Source organism: Pseudomonas sp. GW821-FHT07F05, from assembly GCF_059418765.1.
This window is the reverse complement of record NZ_JBWKQL010000009.1, coordinates 163,082-186,059: the sequence shown is the minus strand read 5'-3', so window position 1 is coordinate 186,059 and position 22,978 is coordinate 163,082. Positions and strand designations below refer to the sequence as shown.

Annotated in this window: 22 protein-coding genes, 2 tRNA genes and 1 pseudogene; 19 read left to right on the top strand and 6 right to left on the bottom strand. The window is 58.3% G+C overall.

Annotation, left to right across the window (positions count from 1 at the left end):
* Window positions 1-17 precede the first annotated feature (17 nt).
* From AC07RO_RS19100 to AC07RO_RS19085, 4 genes are all read right to left on the bottom strand, one after another.
* A complete protein-coding gene (locus AC07RO_RS19100; protein WP_037016295.1) occupies window positions 18-278 on the bottom strand; it encodes a DUF2164 domain-containing protein in 261 nt (86 codons plus the stop codon).
* Window positions 278-916 carry an imidazole glycerol phosphate synthase subunit HisH gene (hisH, locus tag AC07RO_RS19095; RefSeq protein ID WP_192171294.1) on the bottom strand — a complete coding sequence of 213 codons (639 nt, stop codon included), beginning with the start codon at window positions 914-916 and terminating at the stop codon, window positions 278-280. Before hisH ends, AC07RO_RS19100 begins: the two co-directional genes overlap by 1 nt.
* Window positions 916-1,509, bottom strand: a complete 594-nt coding sequence (hisB, locus tag AC07RO_RS19090) for an imidazoleglycerol-phosphate dehydratase HisB (protein ID WP_065987388.1) — start codon at window positions 1,507-1,509, stop codon at window positions 916-918. The genes hisH and hisB overlap by 1 nt, the downstream gene beginning before the upstream one ends.
* Window positions 1,510-1,800: 291 nt before the next feature.
* Window positions 1,801-3,462, bottom strand: a complete 1,662-nt coding sequence (locus AC07RO_RS19085; protein ID WP_346629451.1) for an OFA family MFS transporter — start codon at window positions 3,460-3,462, stop codon at window positions 1,801-1,803.
* A gap of 330 nt (window positions 3,463-3,792) precedes the next feature.
* On the opposite strand from AC07RO_RS19085, the gene AC07RO_RS19080 reads away from it, so the two are divergent.
* The 4 genes from AC07RO_RS19080 (at window position 3,793) to AC07RO_RS19065 (ending at window position 7,671) form a co-directional block, all read left to right on the top strand.
* Complete coding sequence (locus AC07RO_RS19080) at window positions 3,793-6,021, top strand: AsmA family protein (protein WP_495086818.1); 2,229 nt, start codon at window positions 3,793-3,795, stop codon at window positions 6,019-6,021.
* Window positions 6,022-6,156: 135 nt separating this feature from the next.
* Window positions 6,157-7,224 carry an A/G-specific adenine glycosylase gene (mutY, locus tag AC07RO_RS19075; protein ID WP_495086817.1) on the top strand — a complete coding sequence of 356 codons (1,068 nt, stop codon included), beginning with the start codon at window positions 6,157-6,159 and terminating at the stop codon, window positions 7,222-7,224.
* Complete coding sequence (locus AC07RO_RS19070) at window positions 7,221-7,493, top strand: oxidative damage protection protein (protein WP_192130801.1); 273 nt, start codon at window positions 7,221-7,223, stop codon at window positions 7,491-7,493. Before mutY ends, AC07RO_RS19070 begins: the two co-directional genes overlap by 4 nt.
* A gap of 102 nt (window positions 7,494-7,595) precedes the next feature.
* Window positions 7,596-7,671 (top strand) — tRNA-Phe (locus tag AC07RO_RS19065).
* Window positions 7,672-7,912: 241 nt separating this feature from the next.
* On the opposite strand, the gene AC07RO_RS19060 is transcribed toward AC07RO_RS19065, so the two are convergent.
* Entirely contained in the window at window positions 7,913-8,332 is a 420-nt protein-coding gene (locus AC07RO_RS19060) for a glycine zipper domain-containing protein (RefSeq protein ID WP_495086816.1), read from the bottom strand.
* 329 nt (window positions 8,333-8,661) lie between these two features.
* On the opposite strand from AC07RO_RS19060, the gene AC07RO_RS19055 reads away from it, so the two are divergent.
* The 5 genes and pseudogenes from AC07RO_RS19055 (at window position 8,662) to AC07RO_RS19035 (ending at window position 11,750) form a co-directional block, all read left to right on the top strand.
* Window positions 8,662-9,354, top strand: coding sequence for a MerR family transcriptional regulator (locus tag AC07RO_RS19055; RefSeq protein ID WP_205485148.1), 693 nt, complete (start codon window positions 8,662-8,664; stop codon window positions 9,352-9,354).
* Window positions 9,351-9,758, top strand: a pseudogene (locus AC07RO_RS19050) (PIN-like domain-containing protein). Before AC07RO_RS19055 ends, AC07RO_RS19050 begins: the two are co-directional and overlap by 4 nt.
* A gap of 141 nt (window positions 9,759-9,899) precedes the next feature.
* Window positions 9,900-10,559, top strand: coding sequence for a hypothetical protein (locus AC07RO_RS19045; protein ID WP_495086815.1), 660 nt, complete (start codon window positions 9,900-9,902; stop codon window positions 10,557-10,559).
* A 63-nt stretch (window positions 10,560-10,622) separates the two neighbouring features.
* On the top strand, window positions 10,623-11,117 hold the full coding sequence (locus AC07RO_RS19040; protein ID WP_346628017.1) for a hypothetical protein: 495 nt from the start codon (window positions 10,623-10,625) through the stop codon (window positions 11,115-11,117).
* 90 nt (window positions 11,118-11,207) lie between these two features.
* Entirely contained in the window at window positions 11,208-11,750 is a 543-nt protein-coding gene (locus tag AC07RO_RS19035; RefSeq protein WP_495086814.1) for a cytochrome b, read from the top strand.
* Window positions 11,751-11,857: 107 nt separating this feature from the next.
* Here the strand turns inward: AC07RO_RS19035 and gabP are convergent, their stop codons facing one another.
* Window positions 11,858-13,249 (bottom strand): GABA permease, encoded by a 1,392-nt coding sequence (gabP, locus tag AC07RO_RS19030; protein WP_192171303.1) that lies wholly within the window; start codon window positions 13,247-13,249, stop codon window positions 11,858-11,860.
* 496 nt (window positions 13,250-13,745) lie between these two features.
* On the opposite strand from gabP, the gene AC07RO_RS19025 reads away from it, so the two are divergent.
* The 10 genes from AC07RO_RS19025 (at window position 13,746) to AC07RO_RS18980 (ending at window position 22,844) form a co-directional block, all read left to right on the top strand.
* Complete coding sequence (locus AC07RO_RS19025) at window positions 13,746-14,519, top strand: ABC transporter ATP-binding protein (protein ID WP_495086813.1); 774 nt, start codon at window positions 13,746-13,748, stop codon at window positions 14,517-14,519.
* A gap of 13 nt (window positions 14,520-14,532) precedes the next feature.
* The gene (locus AC07RO_RS19020; protein WP_192171305.1) at window positions 14,533-15,297 is read left to right on the top strand and encodes an ABC transporter substrate-binding protein; all 765 of its coding nucleotides are present in this window, start codon (window positions 14,533-14,535) and stop codon (window positions 15,295-15,297) included.
* A gap of 67 nt (window positions 15,298-15,364) precedes the next feature.
* The gene (locus tag AC07RO_RS19015) at window positions 15,365-16,060 is read left to right on the top strand and encodes an ABC transporter permease (protein WP_065987400.1); all 696 of its coding nucleotides are present in this window, start codon (window positions 15,365-15,367) and stop codon (window positions 16,058-16,060) included.
* The gene (locus AC07RO_RS19010) at window positions 16,057-16,746 is read left to right on the top strand and encodes an ABC transporter permease (RefSeq protein ID WP_495086812.1); all 690 of its coding nucleotides are present in this window, start codon (window positions 16,057-16,059) and stop codon (window positions 16,744-16,746) included. Before AC07RO_RS19015 ends, AC07RO_RS19010 begins: the two co-directional genes overlap by 4 nt.
* A gap of 196 nt (window positions 16,747-16,942) precedes the next feature.
* Window positions 16,943-18,148: a methyltransferase gene (locus tag AC07RO_RS19005; protein ID WP_495086811.1), complete on the top strand. Its 1,206-nt coding sequence runs from the start codon at window positions 16,943-16,945 to the stop codon at window positions 18,146-18,148.
* A 295-nt stretch (window positions 18,149-18,443) separates the two neighbouring features.
* Window positions 18,444-18,519, top strand: a tRNA-Thr gene (locus AC07RO_RS19000).
* A gap of 149 nt (window positions 18,520-18,668) precedes the next feature.
* Window positions 18,669-20,525 (top strand): NACHT domain-containing protein, encoded by a 1,857-nt coding sequence (locus AC07RO_RS18995; RefSeq protein ID WP_495086810.1) that lies wholly within the window; start codon window positions 18,669-18,671, stop codon window positions 20,523-20,525.
* Between the two features lie 1,104 nt (window positions 20,526-21,629).
* Window positions 21,630-21,788 carry a hypothetical protein gene (locus tag AC07RO_RS18990; RefSeq protein WP_162835411.1) on the top strand — a complete coding sequence of 53 codons (159 nt, stop codon included), beginning with the start codon at window positions 21,630-21,632 and terminating at the stop codon, window positions 21,786-21,788.
* Window positions 21,785-21,991 carry a hypothetical protein gene (locus AC07RO_RS18985; protein ID WP_037016330.1) on the top strand — a complete coding sequence of 69 codons (207 nt, stop codon included), beginning with the start codon at window positions 21,785-21,787 and terminating at the stop codon, window positions 21,989-21,991. Before AC07RO_RS18990 ends, AC07RO_RS18985 begins: the two co-directional genes overlap by 4 nt.
* A 19-nt stretch (window positions 21,992-22,010) precedes the next feature.
* On the top strand, window positions 22,011-22,844 hold the full coding sequence (locus AC07RO_RS18980; RefSeq protein WP_495086809.1) for a phage antirepressor N-terminal domain-containing protein: 834 nt from the start codon (window positions 22,011-22,013) through the stop codon (window positions 22,842-22,844).
* The last annotated feature ends 134 nt before the right edge of the window (window positions 22,845-22,978 follow it).

Genomic DNA, 22,978 nt, shown 5'->3' with positions numbered 1-22,978 from the left:
CTTGAAACTTGCCGCTTCTAGCTGCTTTTCTCCAACGCCCACAGGTCGCTTTCGATGCTTTCGAAACGCTCCTTGAGGTGCGTCTGAACATCGAAGATCGCCCGGTTGTAGTAATGCGGTGCGATCTCGCGGGTGAACAATTCCAGAATTTCAGCCGCTTCAAACGAACCCAGGTCTAGTTCGAAACGGTCTTCCATGAACCGCTTGATCGTGTGGCACGCCTCGCTCTCCTGTTCGGGAGTGAGGGTCAGAATCGGCGGTTTGGTCTTCTTGCTCATTACCGGCGGCCGTCCCACGCCGCGAAGTTCTGCAGCAACTGCAGGCCATGGGTATGGCTCTTCTCGGGGTGGAATTGCACGGCGAAGCGCGAGCCATCGGCCAATGCAGCGGCGAAGTCGCGACCGTAATGGCCACGACCAACGATCTGCTGGGGGTTCGGCGATTCGATGTAGTAACTGTGCACGAAGTAGAACCGCGCCATGTCCGGAATGTTGGCCCACAGCGGGTGATCCACGGCCTGCGCCACTTCATTCCAGCCCATGTGCGGGACTTTCAGATGCTGGCCGTCTTCGTGGAGGTCCTTGCCGAAGAAACGCACCTGACCGGGGAAAGTGCCGATGCAGTCAACGCCGCCGCTCTCCTCGCTGCGCTCCATCAGCGCCTGCATGCCGACGCAGATCCCGAGAAACGGACGGTCCTGGCTGACTTCACGCACCAGGGCATCGAAGCCCAGGCGACGAATTTCCGCCATGCAGTCGCGAATCGCACCAACACCGGGAAACACGACACGATCAGCTTCACGGATGACGTCGGCATCGCTGGTGATCAGCACGCGACCGGCGCCGACGTGCTCCAGCGCCTTGGCCACCGAGTGCAGATTGCCCATGCCATAGTCGATAACGGCAACGGTCTGCATTACAGCACGCCTTTGGTCGACGGCATCTGGCCAGCCATGCGGTCGTCAAGCTCCACCGCCATGCGCAACGCACGGCCGAACGCCTTGAAGACGGTTTCGATCTGGTGGTGGGTGTTGTGGCCGCGCAGGTTATCAATGTGCAGCGTGACGTTGGCGTGGTTGACGAAGCCCTGGAAGAACTCCTGGAACAGGTCCACATCGAAGCCGCCAACGGTGGCGCGGGTGTACGGCACGTGCATTTGCAGGCCAGGCCGACCGGAGAAGTCGATGACCACGCGCGACAGCGCTTCATCCAGCGGGACGTAGGCGTGGCCGTAGCGACGGATGCCTTTTTTGTCGCCGATGGCTTTGCTGAACGCCTGCCCCAGCGTGATACCGACATCCTCCACGGTGTGGTGATCGTCGATATGCAGGTCGCCTTTGCATTCGATGTCCAGATCGATCAGCCCGTGACGGGCAATCTGGTCGAGCATGTGTTCAAGAAAAGGAACGCCGATGTCGAATCGGGACTTTCCTGTGCCATCCAGGTTGATCGAGGCTTTGATCTGGGTTTCCAGAGTGTCGCGCTCGACGAACACCATACGTTCGGCCATCACCAGCTCCGCAAAATCATTGGGCGAAAAGGCGGCCATTATAGGCGTGTGGCAGGGAAACAGAAACATGAAGCGAGCAATGCCGGACCGAGGGAATGCGGGCCGCATGGGATAGACATGTGTGTACAAGCGAATACATTTCGGCAAAAAAAGTGGGAGCGAGGTTGCTCGCGACGAGGTCCTTACATTCGACATATCTGCCGACTGCCTGACCGCCTTCGCGAGCAAGCTCGCCCCCACCCTCACACTAACGGGTCAGCCTGAAATCTTCAGGCCGATCCCGCCATGGTTTTAGTGAAACAGCACCGCAGTTTTCTGCAGAGTGATCCACACGCCCCACGCCAACGGAATGCCCACTGCCAGCCAGGCCAGAATCGCCAACGGCTTGGTGCTCGGGTCCGCTTTCCATTCCAGCGAGGTGCTGTGGTCGGCACCGGCATCGTGACCGATGGCTTGCTCAGCCTTCAATTGCTCGTCGGTCATGAAGTATTTGTCGGCCACCGGACGCACCAGCAGGTTGCAGATAAAGCCCAGCACCAGCAGACCCGCAAGGATGTACAAGGTGATGTCGTAAGCATCGGCCCGTGCAACGCCGTGGCTCAACTGATACTCCCGCAGGTAGTTCACCAGCACAGGGCCGAGCACGCCAGCGGCAGCCCACGCGGTCAGCAGACGACCGTGGATCGCACCGACCATTTGCGTACCGAACAGGTCAGCCAGATAAGCCGGAACGGTCGCGAAACCGCCGCCGTACATCGACAGCACGACGCAGAACGCCGCCACGAACAGCGCAACGCTGCCCAGGTGACCCAGGGTCGGCACCGACGCGTAGAGCAAAAAGCCCAGCGCGAAGAACACGAAGTAGGTGGCTTTACGGCCGATGTAGTCCGAGAACGAAGCCCAGAAGAAACGACCGCCGATGTTGAACAGGCTCAGCAGACCGGTGAAGCCGGCCGCGATCGCCGCGATGGCCGCCAGTTGCGAGGCATCCAGTTGGCCGAACGGCTGATCGGTGCCTAGCAGCTTGCCGCCGAACACTTCCTGCAGCAGGGGCGAAGCCATGCCGAGGATGCCGATGCCTGCCGAAACGTTCAGGCACAGCACCAGCCAAACCAGACGGAACTGAGGCGTTTTCCACGCAACACTGACGTGCACATGGCGGTTGGTGATCATCGCGCTGTTGGCTTTCTTCGCCGGAGCGGTCCAGCCTTCAGGTTTCCAGCCAGTCGGCGGAACGCGATAGGACAGTGCGCCGCCGATCATGAAGATGAAGTAAATCACCGCCATCACCACGAAGCTCTGCCAGACGCCAACGCTGTCAGGCGTAGCGAAGTGGCTCATCAGTGCGGTTGCCAACGGAGCGCCAACCATCGCGCCACCGCCGAACCCCATGATCGCCATGCCGGTCGCCATGCCGCGCTTGTCCGGGAACCACTTGATCAGCGTCGAAACCGGCGAGATATAGCCCAGGCCCAGACCAATACCGCCGATCACGCCCGAGCCGATCCACATCAGCCAGATCTGGTGCGTATAAACGCCCAGGGCCGAGATCAGCAGACCGCCACACCAGCACAGCGCCGAGACGACACCCGCCTTGCGCGGGCCTGCGTGTTCCAGCCAGCCGCCCCAGATGGCTGCGGAGCAACCCAGGAAAATGAAGAACAGGGTGTAGATCCAGCCGAGCATGGAAATCGGCCAATCACAGCTGGACGAAATGACTTGCTCGAAGAAACCCATGTCAGCCGGGCAGGCAACAGCGGTCTTGATGCCGATTGCCTTGGACAACGGCAGCCAGAACACCGAGAAGCCGTAGGCCATGCCGATACACAGGTGGATTGCCAATGCAGCTGGCGGAACCAGCCAACGGTTGAAACCGCGTTTGGCGATAATGCGCTCTTTGGACAAGAACGCAGGCTGAGCGGCAGTACCGCCCAGAACAGTGCTCGTGGTCATTTGATTGTTGCCCCCAATTTATAGTTGTATCCCGCAAGAACAGCGACATAGTTCCGCCACCACTCTTAAAGCACGCAGGCCTCGGTGGTTTATCGGCAGGACATCTCTTTACGTGACAATTCGACGCAGCAAGGCTGGCGAATGGCGCGAGATTACCATTTGCAGCCCAAAAGAAAGCATTCTGCTATTACCTTTTTCGCGCCGTTTGTCACTGTGCCGGGCGCTGCCAATTCGAACGACGGCGTCGGTGGCGATCCAAAACCCGGTGCTTGCCTGAGAACGCTATACTCGCGGGCTAAATTTTGAACGACTCGACACAAGGACTCGCCCATGAAAGCGTTCGGCAAAATCCTGGGGCTCACCCTTCTCGGGCTGTTGCTGATCATCGTGGCTCTCGGCTTTGCCTTGACCCACTTTTTTGATCCCAACGACTACAAAGACGAGATTCGAAAACTGGTTCGCGATCGCGCCCACGTCGAGCTGACGCTCAATGGCGATATTGGCTGGAGCCTGTTTCCGTGGTTGGGCCTGGAGCTGCACGACGCCAGCGTCGCCACCTTGAGCGAGCCGACCAAACCCTTCGCCGACTTGCAGATGCTCGGGTTGTCCGTGCGTGTGCTGCCGCTGCTGCGCAAGGAAGTGCAGATGAGCGACGTGCGCGTCGAGGGCCTCAACCTGACGCTGACCCGCGACGAAAACGGCCACGGCAACTGGGAAGACATCGGCAAAGTGCCTGCCACCGCGGCCAATCCAGCCCAGCCCCCCGCCACGCCGGATGCGCCAGCTGATACCGCGTCGGCCAAGCCCGACAAGCAGTGGCAGCCGCTCAAGCTGGACATCGACAGCCTGACCGTGAACAACGCGCGGATCGATTTCAACGATATTCCCAAGGCCCGGCAATTCAGCGCCGAGAGCATCCAGTTGAGCACGGGGCCGATCCACAACGCGACTGACATCCCGCTGAAACTCACCGCATTCCTCAGCACCAACCAACCCGTCGTGCGCACCAAAACCGAACTGACCGGCAAGCTGCGTTTTGATCGCGTGCTCAAGCGTTACCAGCTCGACGACATGCGTTTCTCCGGCGATGTGACGGGCGATCCGCTGCAGGGCAAGACGCTGACGTTCTCGGCCCAGGGCCAGTTGCTGGCAGACATGTCCGCCAACGTCGCGGAATGGACCAATCTGAAGCTGTCCGCCAATCAACTGCGCGCCCTTGGCGAGCTGCACGTTCGTGATCTGGACAAGACGCCGCAGCTCACAGGCGGCATTTCGATTGCACAGTTCAACCTGCGCGACTTCCTCGATAACATCGGCCAGCCTGCGCCAGCCCTTGGTGACGGCAGCCTGAACAAACTGGAACTGGTCACCCGCATCGCGGCAACGCCCAACAGCGTCTCGCTGGATGACCTGACGGTGAAACTCGACGACAGCACCATCATCGGCCATGTCGCTGTGGAAGACTTCGCCAAACAGTCCCTGCGCCTTCAACTCAAAGCCGATACGTTCAACGCCGACCGCTACCGCGTGCCCGAGGGTGAACAGGCGAAGAGCGCCGGCGCCGCGCGCAGAGCAGAAGTTCAAGGTGCCGAGGCCGAAGCCATGGTGGCCTCGGGCACTTCGCCGCTGCCGAACCAGCCGACCCAAGGTGCATGGAGCGACGCGAAGCTTCTGCCCCTCGAGCGCCTGCGCAAACTGGATGTCGACGCCGACCTGAGTTTCGGCAAGCTGACGCTGGAAAAACTGCCGATCCAGAATGCGGCGCTGAAGACTTCTGCGCTCGATGGCGTGATCACGGTCGACAGCCTGCGCGGCGATTTGTACAACGGCAATTTCGAGGTCAAAGGCAATCTCGACGCGCGTCCCGAAGTGCCCTTGGCCAGCGTGCAGACGCATATCGCCAAGGTGCCGGTGGAGCACTTCATTCAGAGCCAGGGCACCACGCCGCCTCTGCGCGGACTGCTCAACCTCACCAGCGATGTTACCGCCAAAGGCAATAGCGAGAAGGCGCTGGTCGAGAGCCTTAACGGCACCGCCAGTTTCGCGCTGAACGACGGCGTACTGGTCAACGCTAACCTCGAGCAGCAGCTGTGCCGTGGCATTTCGACGCTTAATCGCAAGAGCTTGAGTGGCGAACCGCGCGGCAAGGACACGCCGTTCCAGCAGTTGAATGGCAATCTGGTGTTCCGCAACGGCGTGGCTAGCAACCCGGACCTGAAAGTCCGCACACCGGGCTTGACCGTCAACGGCGATGGCGACATCGACTTGCGTGTTATGGGCATGAATTACCGCGTCGGGGTGATCATCGAAGGCGACAAGAGCGACATGCCGGATCCGGCCTGCGAAGTGAACCCGCGTTTTGTCGGCATCGAATGGCCGGTGCTCTGCCGTGGCCCGCTTGAAATGGGCGCCAAGGCCTGTCGCCTGGATAACGACGGCTTGGGCAAAGTCGCCGCGAAACTGGCAGGCGACCGGATTGGCGACAAGATCGATGAAAAGCTGGGGGACAAGGTCAGTCCCGAGCTCAAGGATGCGATCAAGGGATTGTTCAAGCGTTAACCCTGACTAACAGGCGCCGCGCCGTTCAGTTGTGGGAGTGAGCTCACTCCCACATTCATTTTGGCTGACCTCCCACAGCGCGGCGTCTGGCGACGTATATAGCAACCCAACATCTTTTGATCACCGGAAGCCTTGATGCAACCCGAGCAGTTCTCCTCCGCCGTTCTCGACTGGTACGACCGCCACGGCCGTCACGATCTTCCCTGGCAACACGACATCACCCCGTACCGCGTGTGGGTGTCGGAGATCATGCTGCAGCAAACCCAGGTCAGCACGGTGCTTGGCTATTTCGACACATTCATGGAAGCGCTGCCCACGGTGCACGCTCTGGCCGAAGCACCGGAAGATGAGGTCCTGCATCTGTGGACCGGGCTGGGCTACTACACCCGCGCGCGCAACCTGCAGAAAGCCGCGAAAATCGTGGTGGCCGAGCACGGCGGTGAATTCCCCCGCGACGTGGAAAAGCTCGTCGAGCTGCCCGGTATCGGCCTCTCGACGGCAGGCGCGATTGCCAGTATCAGCATGGGCCTGCGCGCGCCGATCCTCGATGGCAACGTCAAGCGCGTACTAGCCCGCTTCACCGCCCAGGAAGGCTATCCCGGCGAGCCCAAGGTGGCGAAGCAGATGTGGGCCACGGCCGAGCGCTACACGCCGCACAGCCGGGTCAATCACTACACCCAGGCGATGATGGACCTGGGCGCCACGCTCTGCACCCGGACCAAACCCAGCTGCCTGCTCTGCCCCCTTGAGCGCGGTTGCGAGGCGCACATGCTCGGCCAGGAAACCCGCTATCCAATACCGAAACCGCGTAAGGTCGTGCCGCAAAAACGCACCTTGATGCCCATCTTCGCCAACCAGGAAGGCGCGATTCTGCTTTATCGCCGCCCTTCGACAGGGCTGTGGGGCGGACTATGGAGCCTGCCGGAACTGGACGACTTCAACGACATGCAGCATCTGGCCAATCAGCACGCCCTTGAGCTGGGCGAGCATCAAGCCTTGCCGGGCCTGATCCACACCTTCAGCCACTTTCAGCTGAGCATCGAACCCTGGCTGGTCCGGGTCCGTGAGTCCGCCCATCGCGTGGCCGAGGACGACTGGCTCTGGTATAACCTCGCCACCCCGCCGCGCCTGGGCCTTGCCGCCCCGGTGAAGAAACTGCTGAAACACGCAGCCGACGTATTGAATGCAGGAGAGTCCTCATGACCCGCACCGTGATGTGCCGCAAATACAAAGAAGAATTGCCTGGCCTGGACCGTCCGCCGTATCCGGGCGCCAAAGGTGAAGACATCTACAACCATGTCTCGCAGAAAGCCTGGGGCGACTGGCAGAAACACCAGACCCTTCTGATCAACGAGCGCCGCCTGAACATGATGAACGCCGAAGATCGCAAATTCCTGCAGACCGAGATGGACAAATACCTGTCCGGCGAGGAATACGCCAAGGCCGACGGCTACGTTCCCCCTGCCGAATAAGCCTTTGCAGACAGTGGTCGTCGTAAGCGGAGGAAATAATTCAGATTTTTTTCGACACCATGCTTGACGACCTCCTGAAAAACACGTTTAATGCGCCCCGTTGCCCAGATAGCTCAGTCGGTAGAGCAGGGGATTGAAAATCCCCGTGTCGGCGGTTCGATTCCGTCTCTGGGCACCACCTTTCGTTTTCAGGTGATGCCAAGCACACCTGGAAACACACAAGAAGCCCGCCTCGTGCGGGCTTTTTGCTTTTCACGGTTCCCCACCGTTTCCATGTAATCCTGGATAGATGTGAATGGATTCGTGAGCTCAGAGCCGGATCTGCGTGAAGACGCCCAGGTGCTGGCCGACGTCTCCGATAATCGCGCTGTGTCGTCGCTCAAATCGCGCGATTGGAGGTATGGGAGCAGATCGCCGGGCTATCGATCATGCTTGTTTTTCTTGTGCCCATTTCGCTTGCCGTGAGATCGATTGTTGCCGCCGTCATCTGCCAAGTTGCTACCCACTGCGCCTCCGGCAGCACCGCCCAAGCCGGCACCTATGGTTGACCCTGTTGAGCCACCCAACTGGTTACCAATGACAGACCCACCCGCTGATCCCAACCCGCCGCCGATAGCCGCTTCGGTCTTGCTTCCTCTTTTGGCGCCTAAAGCCCCGCCAGCGGCTCCGCCGACACCAGCACCAACCGCCGCGCCGGTGCTTCCACCCATTTGCTGTCCAATGACATTCCCAAGCGCACCGCCTATGCCTCCGCCCACTGCGGATGTTCCATCCCCAGCCGCCAGCGCGCATTGAGCGCCAAGCATTCCTAAAAGCAGTACCGGTACAGTGATTCGCATGGATTCAATCTCAAGTGGGTGAAGTAGCCTCTCGGAGAAGCATCGAGCAGGACTAAAACGACGGTGCTGGACTGGGCAAGGGAGATTCAACTCAGAGTATGTCCAGCGGGATGCTCATACCCACACATCGGCTGCCGTCGTTAAATCTTGATAGGGTAGAACTACCGGCGGGTGGCAGGCGCCGGGATGGACAGGCACAAGGAATTCCTATTCGCCACGCACCGGCTTTTTACAATTTTCCCCTAAGCGCTCGCCCAAGATCAGTTGAACGAGACCCTGATCAACCTCAGAATGCACTTCTTGAGCAACCACGGACACGGGAGGTGTGCATGAAGACTATCGAAACGTCGAGCCGCCTCATTGGAGTCGGCGTATACACGCCATCAGAAGCAGCCCTCTACACGGGCATTCCCGCCAAGGATATTCGCAGATGGCTCTTCGGCTATAAAGCGGATGGCGTGGAGCATTCCGGTCTGTGGCTACCTGAGCTGGGCGTCAACGATGAGAAGCTGCTTGGCTTCCACGACCTGCTCGAGATCAGATTTGTCCATGCCTTCCGAAAGCACGGCGTAAGCCTTCAAGCTATTCGCGCAGCATCCAGACAGGCCAAGGAAATTTTTCACCAGCACTATCCGTTCACCTGCAGAAGATTCCAGACTGACGGCAGGAGCATATTCGCCACTGTGTTTGACGAGACTGGCGACGAGGCGATCCTGGATCTGGCGAAACGTCAGTACGCATTCAGGCAGGTAATCGCGCCTTCGCTGTATGAGGGCATTGACTATACGGGTGAGGGAAAGGCGCAGCGTTGGTATCCGGTCAAGCGCAGCAAGGCAATTGTGCTCGACCCCAACCGTAACTTTGGAAAACCGGTGCTCTCCTCCGCTGGTGTCGATACGGCGTCGATTTATCAGGCTTATCTGGCGGAAGGCCAGGACGCAAAACGTGTGTCTGTGATTTTCGAAATTCCCACCGCGGCAGTGGACGCTGCGGTGACCTATGAGCACAGGATTGCTGCTTGAATTTTCTGATCGATAACAATCTTCCACCGTCCATTGCCAGAGCCTTGCACGAGCTTTGCAGCGGCGAAGGCCATGTCGTCGTCTCGCTCAGGGACAGGTTCCCAGCGGACACAAGTGACATCCACTGGATTACCGACCTCACTGCCGAAGGCGGGTGGGCGGTGGTGTCGCAAGACAAGTTCTCCAAGGGAAACGCCTAGCGGCAGGCCTTCAGAGAGTGCGGACTCCCGGTTTTCTGTCTCGCGAGGCAATGGGGTCAAACGACCTACTGGAGTAAGGCTGAAAATCTTGTCCGATGGTGGCCTGCCATCATTCGGCAGGCAGAACTGATATCGGGCGGGTCGGCATTTAAGGTGGCCTGGAAATTTTCAGCGCCCGGGAAGTTTGAGCAATTGAAAATGTAACGCGGCGCCATGCTTACCCCTCGCCATTCCGTCTCCGGGCACCACAAATACCCAAAAACTCCTGCATCGAAATATTCAGGGGTTTTTTATTGGGCGTGATTTATTAACATTGCAGGCTTGAGCCGACTAGAGGACTTCGTGATGGCATCTGTCAGCAAGCAACAGAAACGAGCCAAGCGCGCCAAGACCAAAGCCAAAGAGCAGCGAGTCGCCCGCCAGCACCCGCAGACGCCCGACCCGATCGTCCCGGACTACTTCATGCCTGATTTCTTCTCGGACGATGAAGCCGAGCTGCTCGACGACGAAACCCTGCTCAAGAATTTCGTAGAGCCCGACATCCTCGAAACAATGGACGAGGAAGAGCGGGAGGCGATGGCGGCGGTGATCAGGGGCGAGGACATCGGGATGTCGATCACTGAGGACGAAATGCTGTTGACGGAGGTCTATCAGTCCCCTGCGCCAGAGCCGTCTCATGAACAACGCCTCGCCCATTACGAAGTGCTCAAGCGTGCCGAGCAGCAAGGCTTCCTCGATCTACTCGATGCCTTCGCCAGAGGTCCGATAGCGGCCCACGCTCTCTACGACATCGACTTCGACAACTACCTCGACGTCCTGGTGAACACGCTGGGCTCCTACATGATGTGGGCCCACGGACTGGATGAGGCGACCGTTCGAGCGCGCATCCACGACGACGATTTCTATGAAGCCTTCCGCGCCGTGCTCGGCGAGATAGAGATGGAATCCACAATGGAGATGCTGGTGATCGACCGCAACAAGTACGACGAACCGGCACAAGACTGAATACAATACGCGCCCGATGATCTGGGCCATGCGAATGGCTGCACCGCACAAGGAACCGCCGTCATGGCCTCCCCCGACAAACAGCAAAAACGCGCCCAACGGGCAAAGGCCAAGGCCAAGCAGAACCGTTCCGGCAAGGCCCGGCCGAGCGTCATTCACCCGGTGCTCAATCATGCCTTCGTCAACGAGCCCTTTGATGACGTCGAGATCGACCTGAGCACGTTCGATTTCAAAGACATCGAAGAGAACGGCTTCGACCCGGCGGATTTCGACGACCTGTTCGAAGCGATGAAGCAGGCTGAATCGATCAGTTTGCTGGCGATGTGCGTGGTCTTCCTTCAGTACCCGGTGCTGGAGCTGGTGATTGCCGAGGAAGACGAGGAGCCTGCAACCGACTTCATGATGGGTCTGCTGATCACCTACCGCGGGCTCTTCCATGAGGAAGACGAAGACTCGGCCGTTGAATGGATCGGCAGCGACGCCTTCCAGACCGCCTACAACGAAGCGTCGGTGATCCTGCAGAAAAAGAACGCGCAGGGTGCAGGCGGGCGCTCTTAAAACGTTTTTTGATTTACATGACCCCGGTCAAAACGGTAGCTTTGCGCCATTACGAGAATGCAACTCCTTCTCAACTAAAGGCTGGCCGTTTTGACACTCCCAAACACTCCTTCGCCTGAACCGGCTTCAGGCGAAACGAGCCCTTACTCCCGAACCCGAATCTTGCTGCATTGGCTGTCTGCGGCCGTCATCCTGTGGGCGACCTTCAGCGGCTTCGGCGTGGCATTGCTGGATCAGAACGAGCCATTTCGGCAGTGGGTCGAGTCGTTCAATCCGCAACTGACCAGCCTGTTTATTCCGTTTTTCGTCTGGCGGTTGTGGCTGGCGATCAAAGCCCCAGCGCGGCACTCCGCTAAAAACATCCAGGCGCGACTGGCGAGCGCTGCGCACAAGGCGATCTATGCAGTGGTGGCTGGCGTATTGATTACCGGGGTGCTGATGATGAGCCATCCGGTCATGCTGCTGGCGCTGGTGCCGCTGCCACAGCTCATCCACTCAAAGATCGCGCTGCTGGAGCTGCATCAGGTGCATCACGTTCTGTGTGCCGTGTTGGCAGGGTTGGTGGCGCTGCATCTGGCGGCGGTGGTGCTGCATCAGGTGCGCGGGAGATCGGTGCTGGGCAGGATGAGCTAAGACGCTGAACCTCCCACCGTGACCCAACCGTCGAGACAAAAAAAACCGCCATCATCCCTGATAGCGGCTTCTCGACAGCGGTCGGTCACAACCGACTCACTCCCCCATCAATTCATCACAACCTTTCCAGCCTTCCCCGCCTTGCGACGGTTCGAGACGATCAAACCGGCCGCCACGACCAGGATGCTCAGCAGCCCGGTGGCGATGATTTCCATGCGGTGGCCTTCCTGGAACAGCATGATGGTCAGTACGGCGACGATGAACACGATCACCGCCCAGGTCAGGCCCGGGAACAGCCACATGCGGAAGTCGATGGCCTGGCCTGCTGCTTCACGCTTGCGGCGCATACGCAGCTGGGAGACGGCGATCACCAGGTACACCAGCAGCGCGATCGCGCCCGAGCTTGCCAGCAGGAAGTCGAACACCGCTGCGGGTGCGACGTAGTTGGCGAACACGGCGGCAAACGCGGCACCGGTCGACAGCAGCACTGCCCAGTAAGGCGTGCCGGCTTTGGTGGTGCGCTGGGAAACAGCAGGCGCGTCGCCACGTTTGCCGAGGGAGAAGAGCATGCGTGAAGCCGTGTACAGCGCCGAGTTCAGGCAACTGGTCACGGCGACCAGCACGACGATGTCGACAATCAGCTTGGCGTTCGGAATGCCCATCAGATCAAGCACGGTCTGGTACGAGCCCACTTCAGCCAGACGGCTGTCGTTCCACGGCACCAGCGAGACGACGAGGAGGATCGAGAGCAGGTAGAACAGGCAGATCCGCCAGATCACCGAGTTGGTGGCCTTGGTGATTTGCTGACCGGGATTCTTCGATTCAGCTGCCGCGATGGTGACAATCTCGGTCCCCATGAACGAGAACATGGTGGTCAGCATCGCTGCGAGCACCGCACCCATGCCGTTAGGCAGGAAGCCCTGCGTGTCGTACAAGTGGCTGACGCCGCTGACCTGGCTGTTCGGCAGCAGACCAAACACCGCCGCAATGCCCAGCAGCACGAAGCCAATGATCGCAATGACCTTGATCAGCGCGAACCAGAACTCGAACTCCCCGTAGTTCTTCACGCTGAACAGGTTGGTCGCGGTCAGCAGCAGAGTGATCACCAGCGTGAACGCCCAGATCGCCACGTTCGGGAACCACGCGTGGAGAATCGTCGCGGCGGCGTTGGCTTCCAGCGGAATGACCAACACCCAGAACCACCAGTACAACCAGCCGATGGTGAAGCCGGCCCAGTGCCCGATCGCGCGATCGGCGTAGGTCGAGAAAGAACCGGTGTCAGGCGAAGCGACGGCCATTTCCGCCAGCATGCGCATTACCAGCACCACCAGCGTACCTGCAGCGCCGTAGGCCAGAAGTACGGCCGGCCCGGCTTCGGCAATCGCGTGACCGGAGCCTACGAAGAGGCCGGCGCCGATTACGCCGGCGATCGACAGCATGGTGATGTGCCGCGGTTTGAGCCCTTGTTCAAGGTTTGAAGCGTTGGGTGTGCTGCTCATGGAACCAACCTTAGAAGGATTTTTGTACGGATCAGGACGTGTGGCGGCTCTTCGTAAAGAGAACACAACAGCTCTGTTATTTATTTTTTACGCAAGAATTACGCCAGGATGTTTCAGATACGACGTCGCAGCGGGATACGGCCGTTGCAGACGATTTCCGCAAGTCCATGAATGCAATAGCAATTCGCCAGTCGTGTAGGAAACGTTACCGAGCGCAACAGGAGGGAGACGATTGGCCGCACCGAAAATACACATTTAAAACGAAATGGCACCAAATAAGCGCACAAGACCAGCCGCCGATCGCGCCCGTGGCCGAAACACCCTTCCCCACGGCGGTTAAAGCTGGCACCATCGCGCCCTTTTTGCGCAAAGGCATTCTGAGCCGGCGCCCATCAAGCTCATCTTCATAAGCCTTCGCACAGTTCGACTGTCGCTACCGCCAAGTGGCGTCCAACTGGCCAACCCGATGAACCCACCGAACACACGAGGACTGAACATGGCCGAGGCCACGCCCGCCCTGGAAATCCGCAATCTGCACAAGCGCTATGGCGAACTCGACGTGCTCAAGGGCATCTCGCTGAGTGCGCGCGATGGCGACGTGATCTCGATTCTGGGTTCCTCCGGCTCAGGCAAGTCGACGCTGCTGCGCTGCATCAATTTGCTGGAGAATCCCCATCAGGGGCAGATTCTCATTGCTGGCGAAGAGCTCAAGCTCAAAGCCACCCGCAAGGGTGAACTGATCGCCGCCGACAACCGTCAGATCAACCGCCTGCGCAGCGAGATCGGCTTCGTCTTTCAGAATTTCAATCTCTGGCCGCACATGACCGTCCTCGATAACATCACCGAGGCGCCGCGTCGCGTGCTGGGGCAGAGCAAGGCCGAGGCCACTGAAGTTGCCGAAGCGCTGCTGGCCAAAGTGGGTATTGCCGACAAGCGTCATGCCTATCCGGCACAGTTGTCGGGCGGCCAGCAACAACGTGCCGCCATTGCACGCACGCTGGCGATGCAGCCCAAGGTCATTCTGTTCGACGAGCCCACGTCTGCCCTCGATCCCGAGATGGTGCAGGAAGTGCTTAGTGTTATTCGTGGCCTGGCCGAAGAAGGCCGAACCATGTTGATGGTGACCCACGAAATGAATTTCGCCCGGCAGGTGTCCAGCGAAGTGGTTTTCCTGCACCAAGGGCTGGTAGAAGAACAAGGTTCGCCAGAGCAGGTCTTCGATGACCCACGGTCGGCGCGCTGCAAACAATTCATGTCCAGCAATCGCTAACGGAGCAACATCGATGCAGACCCTGAGAAACATTCTGTTGGCCGCTGCCGCCACCCTGGCCATGGCATCCAGCGCCTTTGCTGCCGACACCCTGAAAATGGGCATCGAAGGCGCCTATCCGCCGTTCAACAACAAGGACGCCAGCGGTCAGGTCGTGGGCTTCGACGTGGAGATCGGCAACGCGCTGTGCGCGAAGATGAAAGTGACCTGTGAAACCGTCACCTCCGATTGGGACGGCATCATTCCAGCGCTGAACGCGCAGAAGTTCGACTTCCTGATCTCGTCGATGTCGATCACCGAAGAACGCAAGCAGGCGGTCGACTTCACCATTCCGTACTACTCCAACAAGCTGCAGTTTGTCGCGCCTAAAACCACTAACCTCAGTGGCGACCTTGCCGCGATCAAGGAGACGTTGAAAGGCAAGACCATCGGTGCCCAACGCGCAACCCTGTCCGGCACGTGGCTGGAAGACAACTGGGGCGACGACGTGACCGTCAAGCTGTACGACTCCCAGGAAAACGCCTTTCTCGACTTGGCTTCGGGCCGCCTCGACGCACTGCTCGGCGACAAATACGCCAGCTACGAGTGGCTGAAAGGCAAGGAAGGCCAGAGCTTCGAGTTCAAGGGTGACGCGCTGCCGGTTGACGACAAGATCGGCATCGCCGTGCGCAAAGACGATCCGCTGCGCGACAAGCTCAACGAAGCGCTGAAAGAAATCATCGCCGACGGCACCTACAAGAAGATCAACGACAAGTATTTCCCGTTCAGCATCCTCTGACCTGCCTGACCATCGCCCCCGTTTGCTCATGCAGACGGCGGCGTCTGTCCTTTAGACAAACAACGCCATGAACTTCGATCTCTATGGATTCGGCCCGGCCCTGGCCGCCGGCATGCTGATGACCCTCCAACTTGCGCTGTCGGCCCTCTGCCTGGGTCTCGTCCTCGGCCTGCTCGGGGCGCTGGCGAAGACTTCGCCGAATCGTGCCTTGCAGTGGCTGGGCGGCACCTATTCCACACTGGTGCGCGGCATCCCCGAATTGCTGTGGGTATTGCTGATCTACTTCGGCACGGTCAGCTCGATGCGGGCGATCGGCAAGCTATTCGATATTCCGAACCTGTCGCTGAGCGCTTTCGCTGCCGGCGTCATTGCCCTGGGCCTGTGCTTCGGCGCGTACGCCACCGAGGTGTTTCGCGGCGCCATGCTCTCGATCCCGAAAGGCCATCGCGAGGCCGGTCTGGCGCTGGGCATGTCGCGCTCGCGCATCTTCTTCAAGCTGGTGATGCCGCAGATGTGGCGCATTGCGCTGCCAGGGCTGGGCAACCTGTTCATGATCCTGATGAAGGACACCGCGCTGGTCTCGGTCATCGGGCTTGAGGAAGTCATGCGTCACGCGCAGATCGCCGTCACTTCCACCAAGCAGCCTTTCACCTTCTATATGGTCGCGGCGCTGATGTACCTGTGCATGACCGCGCTGTCGATGATCGGCCTGGCTTGGCTGGAAAAACGCGCGTCGGTGGGCTTTGCGAGGAGTGCGTCATGAGCTGGGAATTCGTCCTCAAATGGCTGCCGAAACTGCTGCACGGCGCCACCGTCACGCTGGAACTGGTCGCCGTCGCGGTGATTGCCGGCCTCATCCTCGCCATTCCGCTGGGCATCGCACGCGCTTCGCGTAGCGCCTACGTGCGGGCGCTGCCCTACGCCTACATCTTCTTTTTCCGTGGCACGCCGCTGCTGGTGCAGCTGTTTCTGGTCTATTACGGCCTGGCGCAGTTCGACGTCGTCACCAAAGGTCCGCTGTGGCCGTACCTGCGCGATCCGTTCTTCTGCGCGGCGCTGACCATGACGCTGCACACGACCGCCTACATCGCCGAGATCCTGCGCGGCGCCATTCAGGCCGTGCCGCCCGGCGAGATCGAAGCGGCTCGCGCACTGGGCATGTCCAAAGGCAAAGCGCTGCTGTACATCATCCTGCCCCGCGCGGCACGCATCGGCCTGCCCGCGTATAGCAACGAAGTCATTCTGATGCTCAAGGCCAGCGCGCTGGCGAGCACCGTGACCCTGCTCGACATCACCGGTATGGCCCGCACCATCAATGCGCGGACCTACATGCCGGAGCAGACTTTCCTCATCGCCGGGTTGATCTACTTGGTGATGTCGTTCGTGCTGGTGCAAGGCTTCAAACTGCTGGAGCGGTATTTGCGGGTGGATGCGAGCCAAGGGCGCTGAGGACCGAGGCGCATCTTAGCGGAGATCCCCCGTCGTTCAGACGCCGGGGTATCGCGCATTAAACACGGTCCATGTGGGAGTGAGCTTGCTCACGAAGGCGGCAGCTCAGCCGCCATAGATTTCCATGCCGGATGAGCGCCGCCCTGCCCCTGAATCACCGTATGCTGCACATCACCGCTCAACTGCCATAACCCCAATGCCACTCACCCCCCCACAACTCCAATCCCAATTCGCCGCGCTTGATGCCTTCCTGCTGGAGCATCAGGCCCTGTGGCGCCCACGGCCCTTCACCCATCGCCATCTGCCGTGGGAATCGCAGCACCCGGAGCTGTCACGCTGGCTGCGACAACGTTCCCTGGAAGAGGCAGAAGCGGCACACAACCACCCCGAACAGCTCGATGCGCCGCAGCCGTTTGCTCAGCTGGCTTTACAGTCGAAGGCGTTAAGCGAGATCGACGCCCTGCCGCTCGCTAGCCTGGAAGCCGTGTCATCGCGCATGAGCGTCGACGTGCCCGGCCGCAAGTGGCAACAGATCGAAGCCTTCGCCAGCCGCTTGAGCTTTCAGCGACAGCCAACCCACTGGCTTGATTGGTGCTCTGGCAAAGGCCACCTGGGTCGGCGCCTCGCCCATGGCGGCCAAGCCCTGACCTGCCTGGAATACGATGCGCAACTGGTTGAAGCGGGACGGCAACTCAGCGACAAACTGAACATCACCGCGAACCATCTGCACCAGGACGTCATGGCCGACGATGCGGCTGCGCGTCTAGAAGCCCATCACACGCCCGTCGCCCTCCACGCCTGCGGCGACCTTCATGTGCGCCTCATGCACCTCGCCAGCGACGCGCGCTGCCAACAACTGGCCATTGCGCCCTGCTGCTACAACCGCATCGAAGGCGAGCAATACGTGCCGATCTCCCAGCTGGGCAAAGCGTCCGCGCTTACGCTCTCCATCGACGACCTCGGCCTGCCCCTCAGCGAAACCGTCACCGCCGGCGCCCGCGTACGCCGCCAACGCGACACCTCCATGGCCCGACGCCTCGGCTTCGACCTGCTGCAGCGACAGCTACGCGGTGTGGACGACTATCTGCCAACGCCTTCGCTGCCCAGCGCTTGGCTCGACAAACCCTTCGCCGACTATTGCCGCGATCTCGCCGAACTCAAACAACTGCCCTCCCCGGGGAGTCAGGACTGGACCGCCCTTGAAGCAGCGGGATGGGCGCGCCTGGCCGAAGTGCGCAACCTCGAATTGCTGCGCAACCTCTTCCGCCGACCGCTGGAAATGTGGCTCATCCTCGACCGCGCGCTTTATCTGACTGAGTGCGGGTACGACGTGCAGATCGGCACCTTCTGCGACAGCAAAGTCACTCCGCGGAATCTGCTCATTCTTGCAGAACGGCCTTGAGCATTTTTTGACGCCCGAACCTGTGGATAAGTCTGTTGATGAAATTTCAGCCAACGCCCGGAAATCCTGCGCTGGAGGGGATGTAACCATTTGTTCATTTTTTGGCCAGCATAAAATTGGCGCTAAAACAGTAGCTTGCGAACGATTGAGAATGGTTCCTGAATTCGACCGATCGTCGCCTTCGGCTTGTGCTGATTGTGAATAACGGTAATCACCTTCCGGCATAAGGGCCGCGAAAAAACTGAAATTAGGGCTTTACTCGCCAGATCAAATCCCTATAATCAGCGCCCACAACGCCGGTATAGCTCAGTTGGTAGAGCAACTGACTTGTAATCAGTAGGTCCCGGGTTCGACTCCTGGTGCCGGCACCATACAAAACAAGGGCTTGCAGCGATGCAAGCCCTTTTTTTTGACCGACGCGTAACAACTGACGTAACAAGCATCATGCTATCCAGGTGGGATCCTGCGAGTCCTCGTACAGCACCCCATCGTCTCTAGCTGCGTAAACAAAGGAATTGTTATGACCGCTACTCTGACGACTGTTGCTTTGACTAAACTCCTCACGCCTCTTTTTGCAGATCTCTATAAAGGAGCCAAAGGATACGTCCAGAGCGGACTCAGTCGGTGGAGCACTGCTGCGGGCATCAAGAAAGCATGCGTGGCTCTCGGCAGGATTGAGAAGGTCAAGACGATCTGGTCACCGGAGGCGGAAGTCTCGTTGCGGCACTTTTACTTCCCGTCAAAGCTTCAGACGAAGGTAGCGGCTGGAGTGGAGCCGGAGCTCATCCCTACCACTGACATCACCCACCTTCCTGCAGGCAACCTCGTAATCGAGGGGATTGTGGGTCAGGGCAAGTCGATTTTTATGAGACACCTAGCGAGCTCGGCATTGACTCTAGGCAATGGGGTGTTAATCCCCGTTTTCATAGAACTCAGAACAATCACTTCAAAACGCTCGCTTTTAAATGCCATTTTTTCTTTTCTCGAGACACTTAGCTTAGAAGGCGGGCAAGCGACATTGGATTATCTTTCAGACAGCGGAAAGATAATTTTGTTGCTGGACGGCTTTGACGAGATACCCAGCGAGTGCGTGTCCGATGTCATTTATGAACTAGGCCATATTCAGACACGCTGCCCTGATCTTAAGATAATCATCTCAAGCCGCCCCAGAAACCACATACAAAATACCAACGGATTTCAAGTACTAGAGCTCGTCGGGCTAACTGAAGACGACTATGACCCGTTTATATCAAAACTCATCACCGCGCGAAGTAAACGCTTCGATGTGGTTGAAGCTCTTAATGACTGCAGCGAAAACATTAAGGGTGTAATCAGCACCCCGCTTATGCTGACACTGGTAGTCATCGTGTACCAAACTGAAAAGGAGATACCTTCGACACTATCGGAGTTCTTCGAAAAACTTTTTGGGATTGTATTTACAAAACATGATCGACTAAAAGCCGGATTCAATCGTCAGCATTACAGCGGCCTGTCAGAAAGGAAATTAAAACACCTTTTCGACACCTTTTGTTTCATGACGGTACGCATGGGGGGGCGACGCTCTCTTGATAATTCTGGTTTTGAACGTGCGTTCGACGACGCCATTAGCTATGCCCCAGAGTGCGCATGCGATCTAGATACGTTTAGAAATGACATCGTCAAAGTGGCTTGCCTTATGGTGGAAGAGGGCTTGGACACCACCACCTTTTTACACAAAAGCATATTGGACTATCACGCAGCGTCTTTTGTTAAAAACCTGAAAGAAGAAACAGCTGCTGACTTCTATGAAAGCGCATATAACAATCACGGGTTGTGGGGCAACGTACTGGAATTCCTAACATCCATTGATACGTCACGCTACTACCGCCACTACGTGATGAAATTTTTAAAAGAACCGACCGCTCAGCTCGCCAAAGTAATTGCTAAAAAGGACGTTACTACACTCGCTGATTACTTGGATGAACTGCTCCCCGGCCTCACCTTCGGCTTTCTTGACTATAACCTTCAGACTATAGGGCCATTCATGAATGGCAATATAGATTTTTATGATCGAATCGGCAGTGCGCTCATGAATTCACTGCCGATCAATTTCGACACAGAGCCGGACCATAAAAAAATAGACAAAGCGGTAAAATTAAGCCGCTTGGAAGACCCAAAGCAGTCCGGCCAGGATATTACTCTTCGCCAGTATCTCAGCAACTTCGATACATCTGGAATTTGGACAGAGCTATCGAATGTTGAGTTCGAATTCTCAATCTCTTGCTTTCTTGCTGAATCTGCGCTGACAGATGAAAAAGAAAAAGCGGGAATATTCCAAGCGTTATTGAAAAGCGCTCCAAAACACGAAGACCTAGACCCCGCGGCCTTCTATGAATAGCTTGGAATGACACCTGATGCACCCTCCAGGCTGTTTTGGGGGGAAGCTACACCTATGAGACTAGCGGCGCTGCGTGTGTGGAATGAATGCGCAAATGTAGAGAGATGAGTGACCATGACAAGCAGCCATGAAGCATCATTGGGCCCGGTTTAGGTTGACCCATGGGAAACCGGTTAGTTAAGGCAGTTTTTGCCTATCGTCTCTGGAAGTCACGGATTTAAAGGGCTGTAGAGTTTCGATGTGGGTTAGTTTTATAGACAGGATAGGTTAGGAACTAACCTTTTCTAACTGTAAGAAATCAAGAATAAAATATCTTTATAAATCAAATACCTAACCACTACCCCCTATTTCACCTAACCCCATTCTAACCTCGCAAAATAAGCGTCTATCCCCCGTCGTTATTGGGCTTGGCCTCTTGCGCAGGGCCTCAAATAAAAACTAACCCTTTTCCCATGGCTGAACCTAGAAACAGTCCCCAGAGATCGCGCCTACAGGCCGTTCAAAAATGGGGAGGCGTGCAGGGATCTGCAGGGTTTTCTCAGCTCCAATTCGCGTAGGAGAGGCCCGGCGTGGGCTGCGGGGAGAGGTCTGCAGGTGCGCAGAAAACTAGACCTATTTAGCCCGCAGGCGTGGCGGGGGGACGACGGCGCGCGCCAGGTGAAGACGGCCCTGCCGAGCCGGCTGGCGCACCAAAATGAGGCGAAAAAAAAGGACCAGGCCGGACGGCCCCACCAGCCGCTGCGGATCAGCTGTGGGACTGAGTTGAGTGAAGGGCAAGCACGGCCCCTGCTGCCGGGCGCGCGGTGCCTTGTGTACGCGGATAGTTCTTGCAAGGTATCACCCTCAAGTAATACATTACGGGCGTCGCTGCCAATTCAGCGACACGGGTTTGGCGACCCGATCAGCAAAAGGCGCAACAGCGCCCATCTTCACTACTGCAGGCGCTTTTTTTATGCCCGCAGTTCCGTGTTATGGCGGCTGTGCGCGGGAGACCCTCGGGTCTGCCGGGTTCCTTTTGCCCCGGTTCGCCAACCCTCGTACAGCTGCCACCCAATCGTTTGGCGACGCTTGGTGGCAGATCCATTTCGCAAAAGGATCTACACAATGACCGCCCTTATTCCGTCTAAAATCCGCGCACTTGCCCACCGCCGCATGGCTCTCGCCGCGCTGCACGCTGACTCCTCGCTGTCCACCCGCCTCAAGCGCTACAACCATCACATGCTCCAGGTGCGCGTTCTCGAAACGCACGGTGGTGCCCAATGAGAAAGCCCTACGGTCTCACTGAGGACGATCTGTTCGATCTGGAACGGGCCCGAGACTCGCTTGCCCTGGTGCATGCGCTTGCCCAGCAGGCCGATCACCCCGGGTTGTATCAGCCGCAAATGCTGGCGGGCTTTCTCGACGGTATTTGCACTGATCTGAATCGCGTCATTCGCTCCGCTACCGGCAATCAACGCCGCATCTAAAGACTGAAGGGACACGACGATGAATACCCAATTGATGCCCGTTGCATTCCACGGCGATACCGTGGTGCTGGTAGGTAAAGACGGCGAACCTTACGTGGCGATGAAGCCGGTCGTAGCCAACATGGGGCTGGACTGGAAAAGCCAACACGCCAAGCTGGGCGTGAAGTTCGGTTCAGTTATGGCGGAAATCACCACAACTGGCGTTGACGGAAAACAGTACGGAATGACCTGTCTGCCACTGCGCAAGCTCGCAGCCTGGCTCTACTCCATCAGCCCCAACAAGGTGGCGCCCGAGCTGCGCGACAAAATCGTGCAGTACCAGGAAGAATGCGACGAGGTGCTTTGGAACTACTGGAGCAAAGGCGTCGCCACTCGTCCTGGTGCGGTCACGATTGCTCAGCAGATCAGCATGTCCAAGCATCGCTTTGCCCTGATGAAAGAGCTGATGCGCAGCCGTAATAAGGTTATGCGGGACGCGCTCGGAACTGAGATCACTCGCTTGTCGGAGTCGTTGGGCCTGGCGGTCCCGGATCTGGAAGGGCTGGGCCGCGTCGAGCCTGCCCAGGCTGATGTTGTTGCCGACTTTTGGGCTGCGCTCCTGCAGCTCGACGCGAAGGGTGTGGCCTACAACCACTCGAAAAGACCCAACCTGGTAGCCCTCAACATGCCGCACTTGGCCGAGCTATTTGCCCAGCATGGCATACCGATCGTGCTTGGCTCTGGGGTTACAACCGCGTTGAAAAGCAGTGTGAACCCGCGATTCATCGATCTAAAGGCGGTAGACAGCGTTATCAGGAAAGTCACCGTCAAGTGCTGGCTGTTCGCTCAGCCGGATCTGATCCAGGCGGAGTAAATAAAAAAAGCCCTTACCGTCTAGGTAAGCGGGCGGTAAGGGCTTTGAGGTTCCGGCTCCAGCGCCCGTATCGCGCGCGCGCCCTAGCCATCGAACAGCCCGGCTGAGAGGTCTAGATCGCTGCAAGACATGAC

Excerpts from the sequence above, each read along its gene's own strand:
- AC07RO_RS18985 (WP_037016330.1), top strand. The coding sequence starts at position 21,785 with ATGAGAAAGCCCTACGGTCTCACTGAGGACGATCTGTTCGATCTGGAA.
- AC07RO_RS19085 (WP_346629451.1), bottom strand. The coding sequence starts at position 3,462 with ATGACCACGAGCACTGTTCTGGGCGGTACTGCCGCTCAGCCTGCGTTC.
- AC07RO_RS19005 (WP_495086811.1), top strand. The coding sequence starts at position 16,943 with ATGCCACTCACCCCCCCACAACTCCAATCCCAATTCGCCGCGCTTGAT.
- gabP (WP_192171303.1), bottom strand. The coding sequence starts at position 13,249 with ATGAGCAGCACACCCAACGCTTCAAACCTTGAACAAGGGCTCAAACCG.
- AC07RO_RS18980 (WP_495086809.1), top strand. The coding sequence starts at position 22,011 with ATGAATACCCAATTGATGCCCGTTGCATTCCACGGCGATACCGTGGTG.
- AC07RO_RS19060 (WP_495086816.1), bottom strand. The coding sequence starts at position 8,332 with ATGCGAATCACTGTACCGGTACTGCTTTTAGGAATGCTTGGCGCTCAA.
- AC07RO_RS19040 (WP_346628017.1), top strand. The coding sequence starts at position 10,623 with ATGGCCTCCCCCGACAAACAGCAAAAACGCGCCCAACGGGCAAAGGCC.
- AC07RO_RS19020 (WP_192171305.1), top strand. The coding sequence starts at position 14,533 with ATGCAGACCCTGAGAAACATTCTGTTGGCCGCTGCCGCCACCCTGGCC.
- AC07RO_RS19080 (WP_495086818.1), top strand. The coding sequence starts at position 3,793 with ATGAAAGCGTTCGGCAAAATCCTGGGGCTCACCCTTCTCGGGCTGTTG.
- AC07RO_RS19025 (WP_495086813.1), top strand. The coding sequence starts at position 13,746 with ATGGCCGAGGCCACGCCCGCCCTGGAAATCCGCAATCTGCACAAGCGC.
- mutY (WP_495086817.1), top strand. The coding sequence starts at position 6,157 with ATGCAACCCGAGCAGTTCTCCTCCGCCGTTCTCGACTGGTACGACCGC.
- hisH (WP_192171294.1), bottom strand. The coding sequence starts at position 916 with ATGCAGACCGTTGCCGTTATCGACTATGGCATGGGCAATCTGCACTCG.
- AC07RO_RS18990 (WP_162835411.1), top strand. The coding sequence starts at position 21,630 with ATGACCGCCCTTATTCCGTCTAAAATCCGCGCACTTGCCCACCGCCGC.
- AC07RO_RS19070 (WP_192130801.1), top strand. The coding sequence starts at position 7,221 with ATGACCCGCACCGTGATGTGCCGCAAATACAAAGAAGAATTGCCTGGC.
- hisB (WP_065987388.1), bottom strand. The coding sequence starts at position 1,509 with ATGGCCGAACGTATGGTGTTCGTCGAGCGCGACACTCTGGAAACCCAG.
- AC07RO_RS19100 (WP_037016295.1), bottom strand. The coding sequence starts at position 278 with ATGAGCAAGAAGACCAAACCGCCGATTCTGACCCTCACTCCCGAACAG.
- AC07RO_RS19055 (WP_205485148.1), top strand. The coding sequence starts at position 8,662 with ATGAAGACTATCGAAACGTCGAGCCGCCTCATTGGAGTCGGCGTATAC.
- AC07RO_RS19045 (WP_495086815.1), top strand. The coding sequence starts at position 9,900 with ATGGCATCTGTCAGCAAGCAACAGAAACGAGCCAAGCGCGCCAAGACC.
- AC07RO_RS19015 (WP_065987400.1), top strand. The coding sequence starts at position 15,365 with ATGAACTTCGATCTCTATGGATTCGGCCCGGCCCTGGCCGCCGGCATG.
- AC07RO_RS18995 (WP_495086810.1), top strand. The coding sequence starts at position 18,669 with ATGACCGCTACTCTGACGACTGTTGCTTTGACTAAACTCCTCACGCCT.
- AC07RO_RS19010 (WP_495086812.1), top strand. The coding sequence starts at position 16,057 with ATGAGCTGGGAATTCGTCCTCAAATGGCTGCCGAAACTGCTGCACGGC.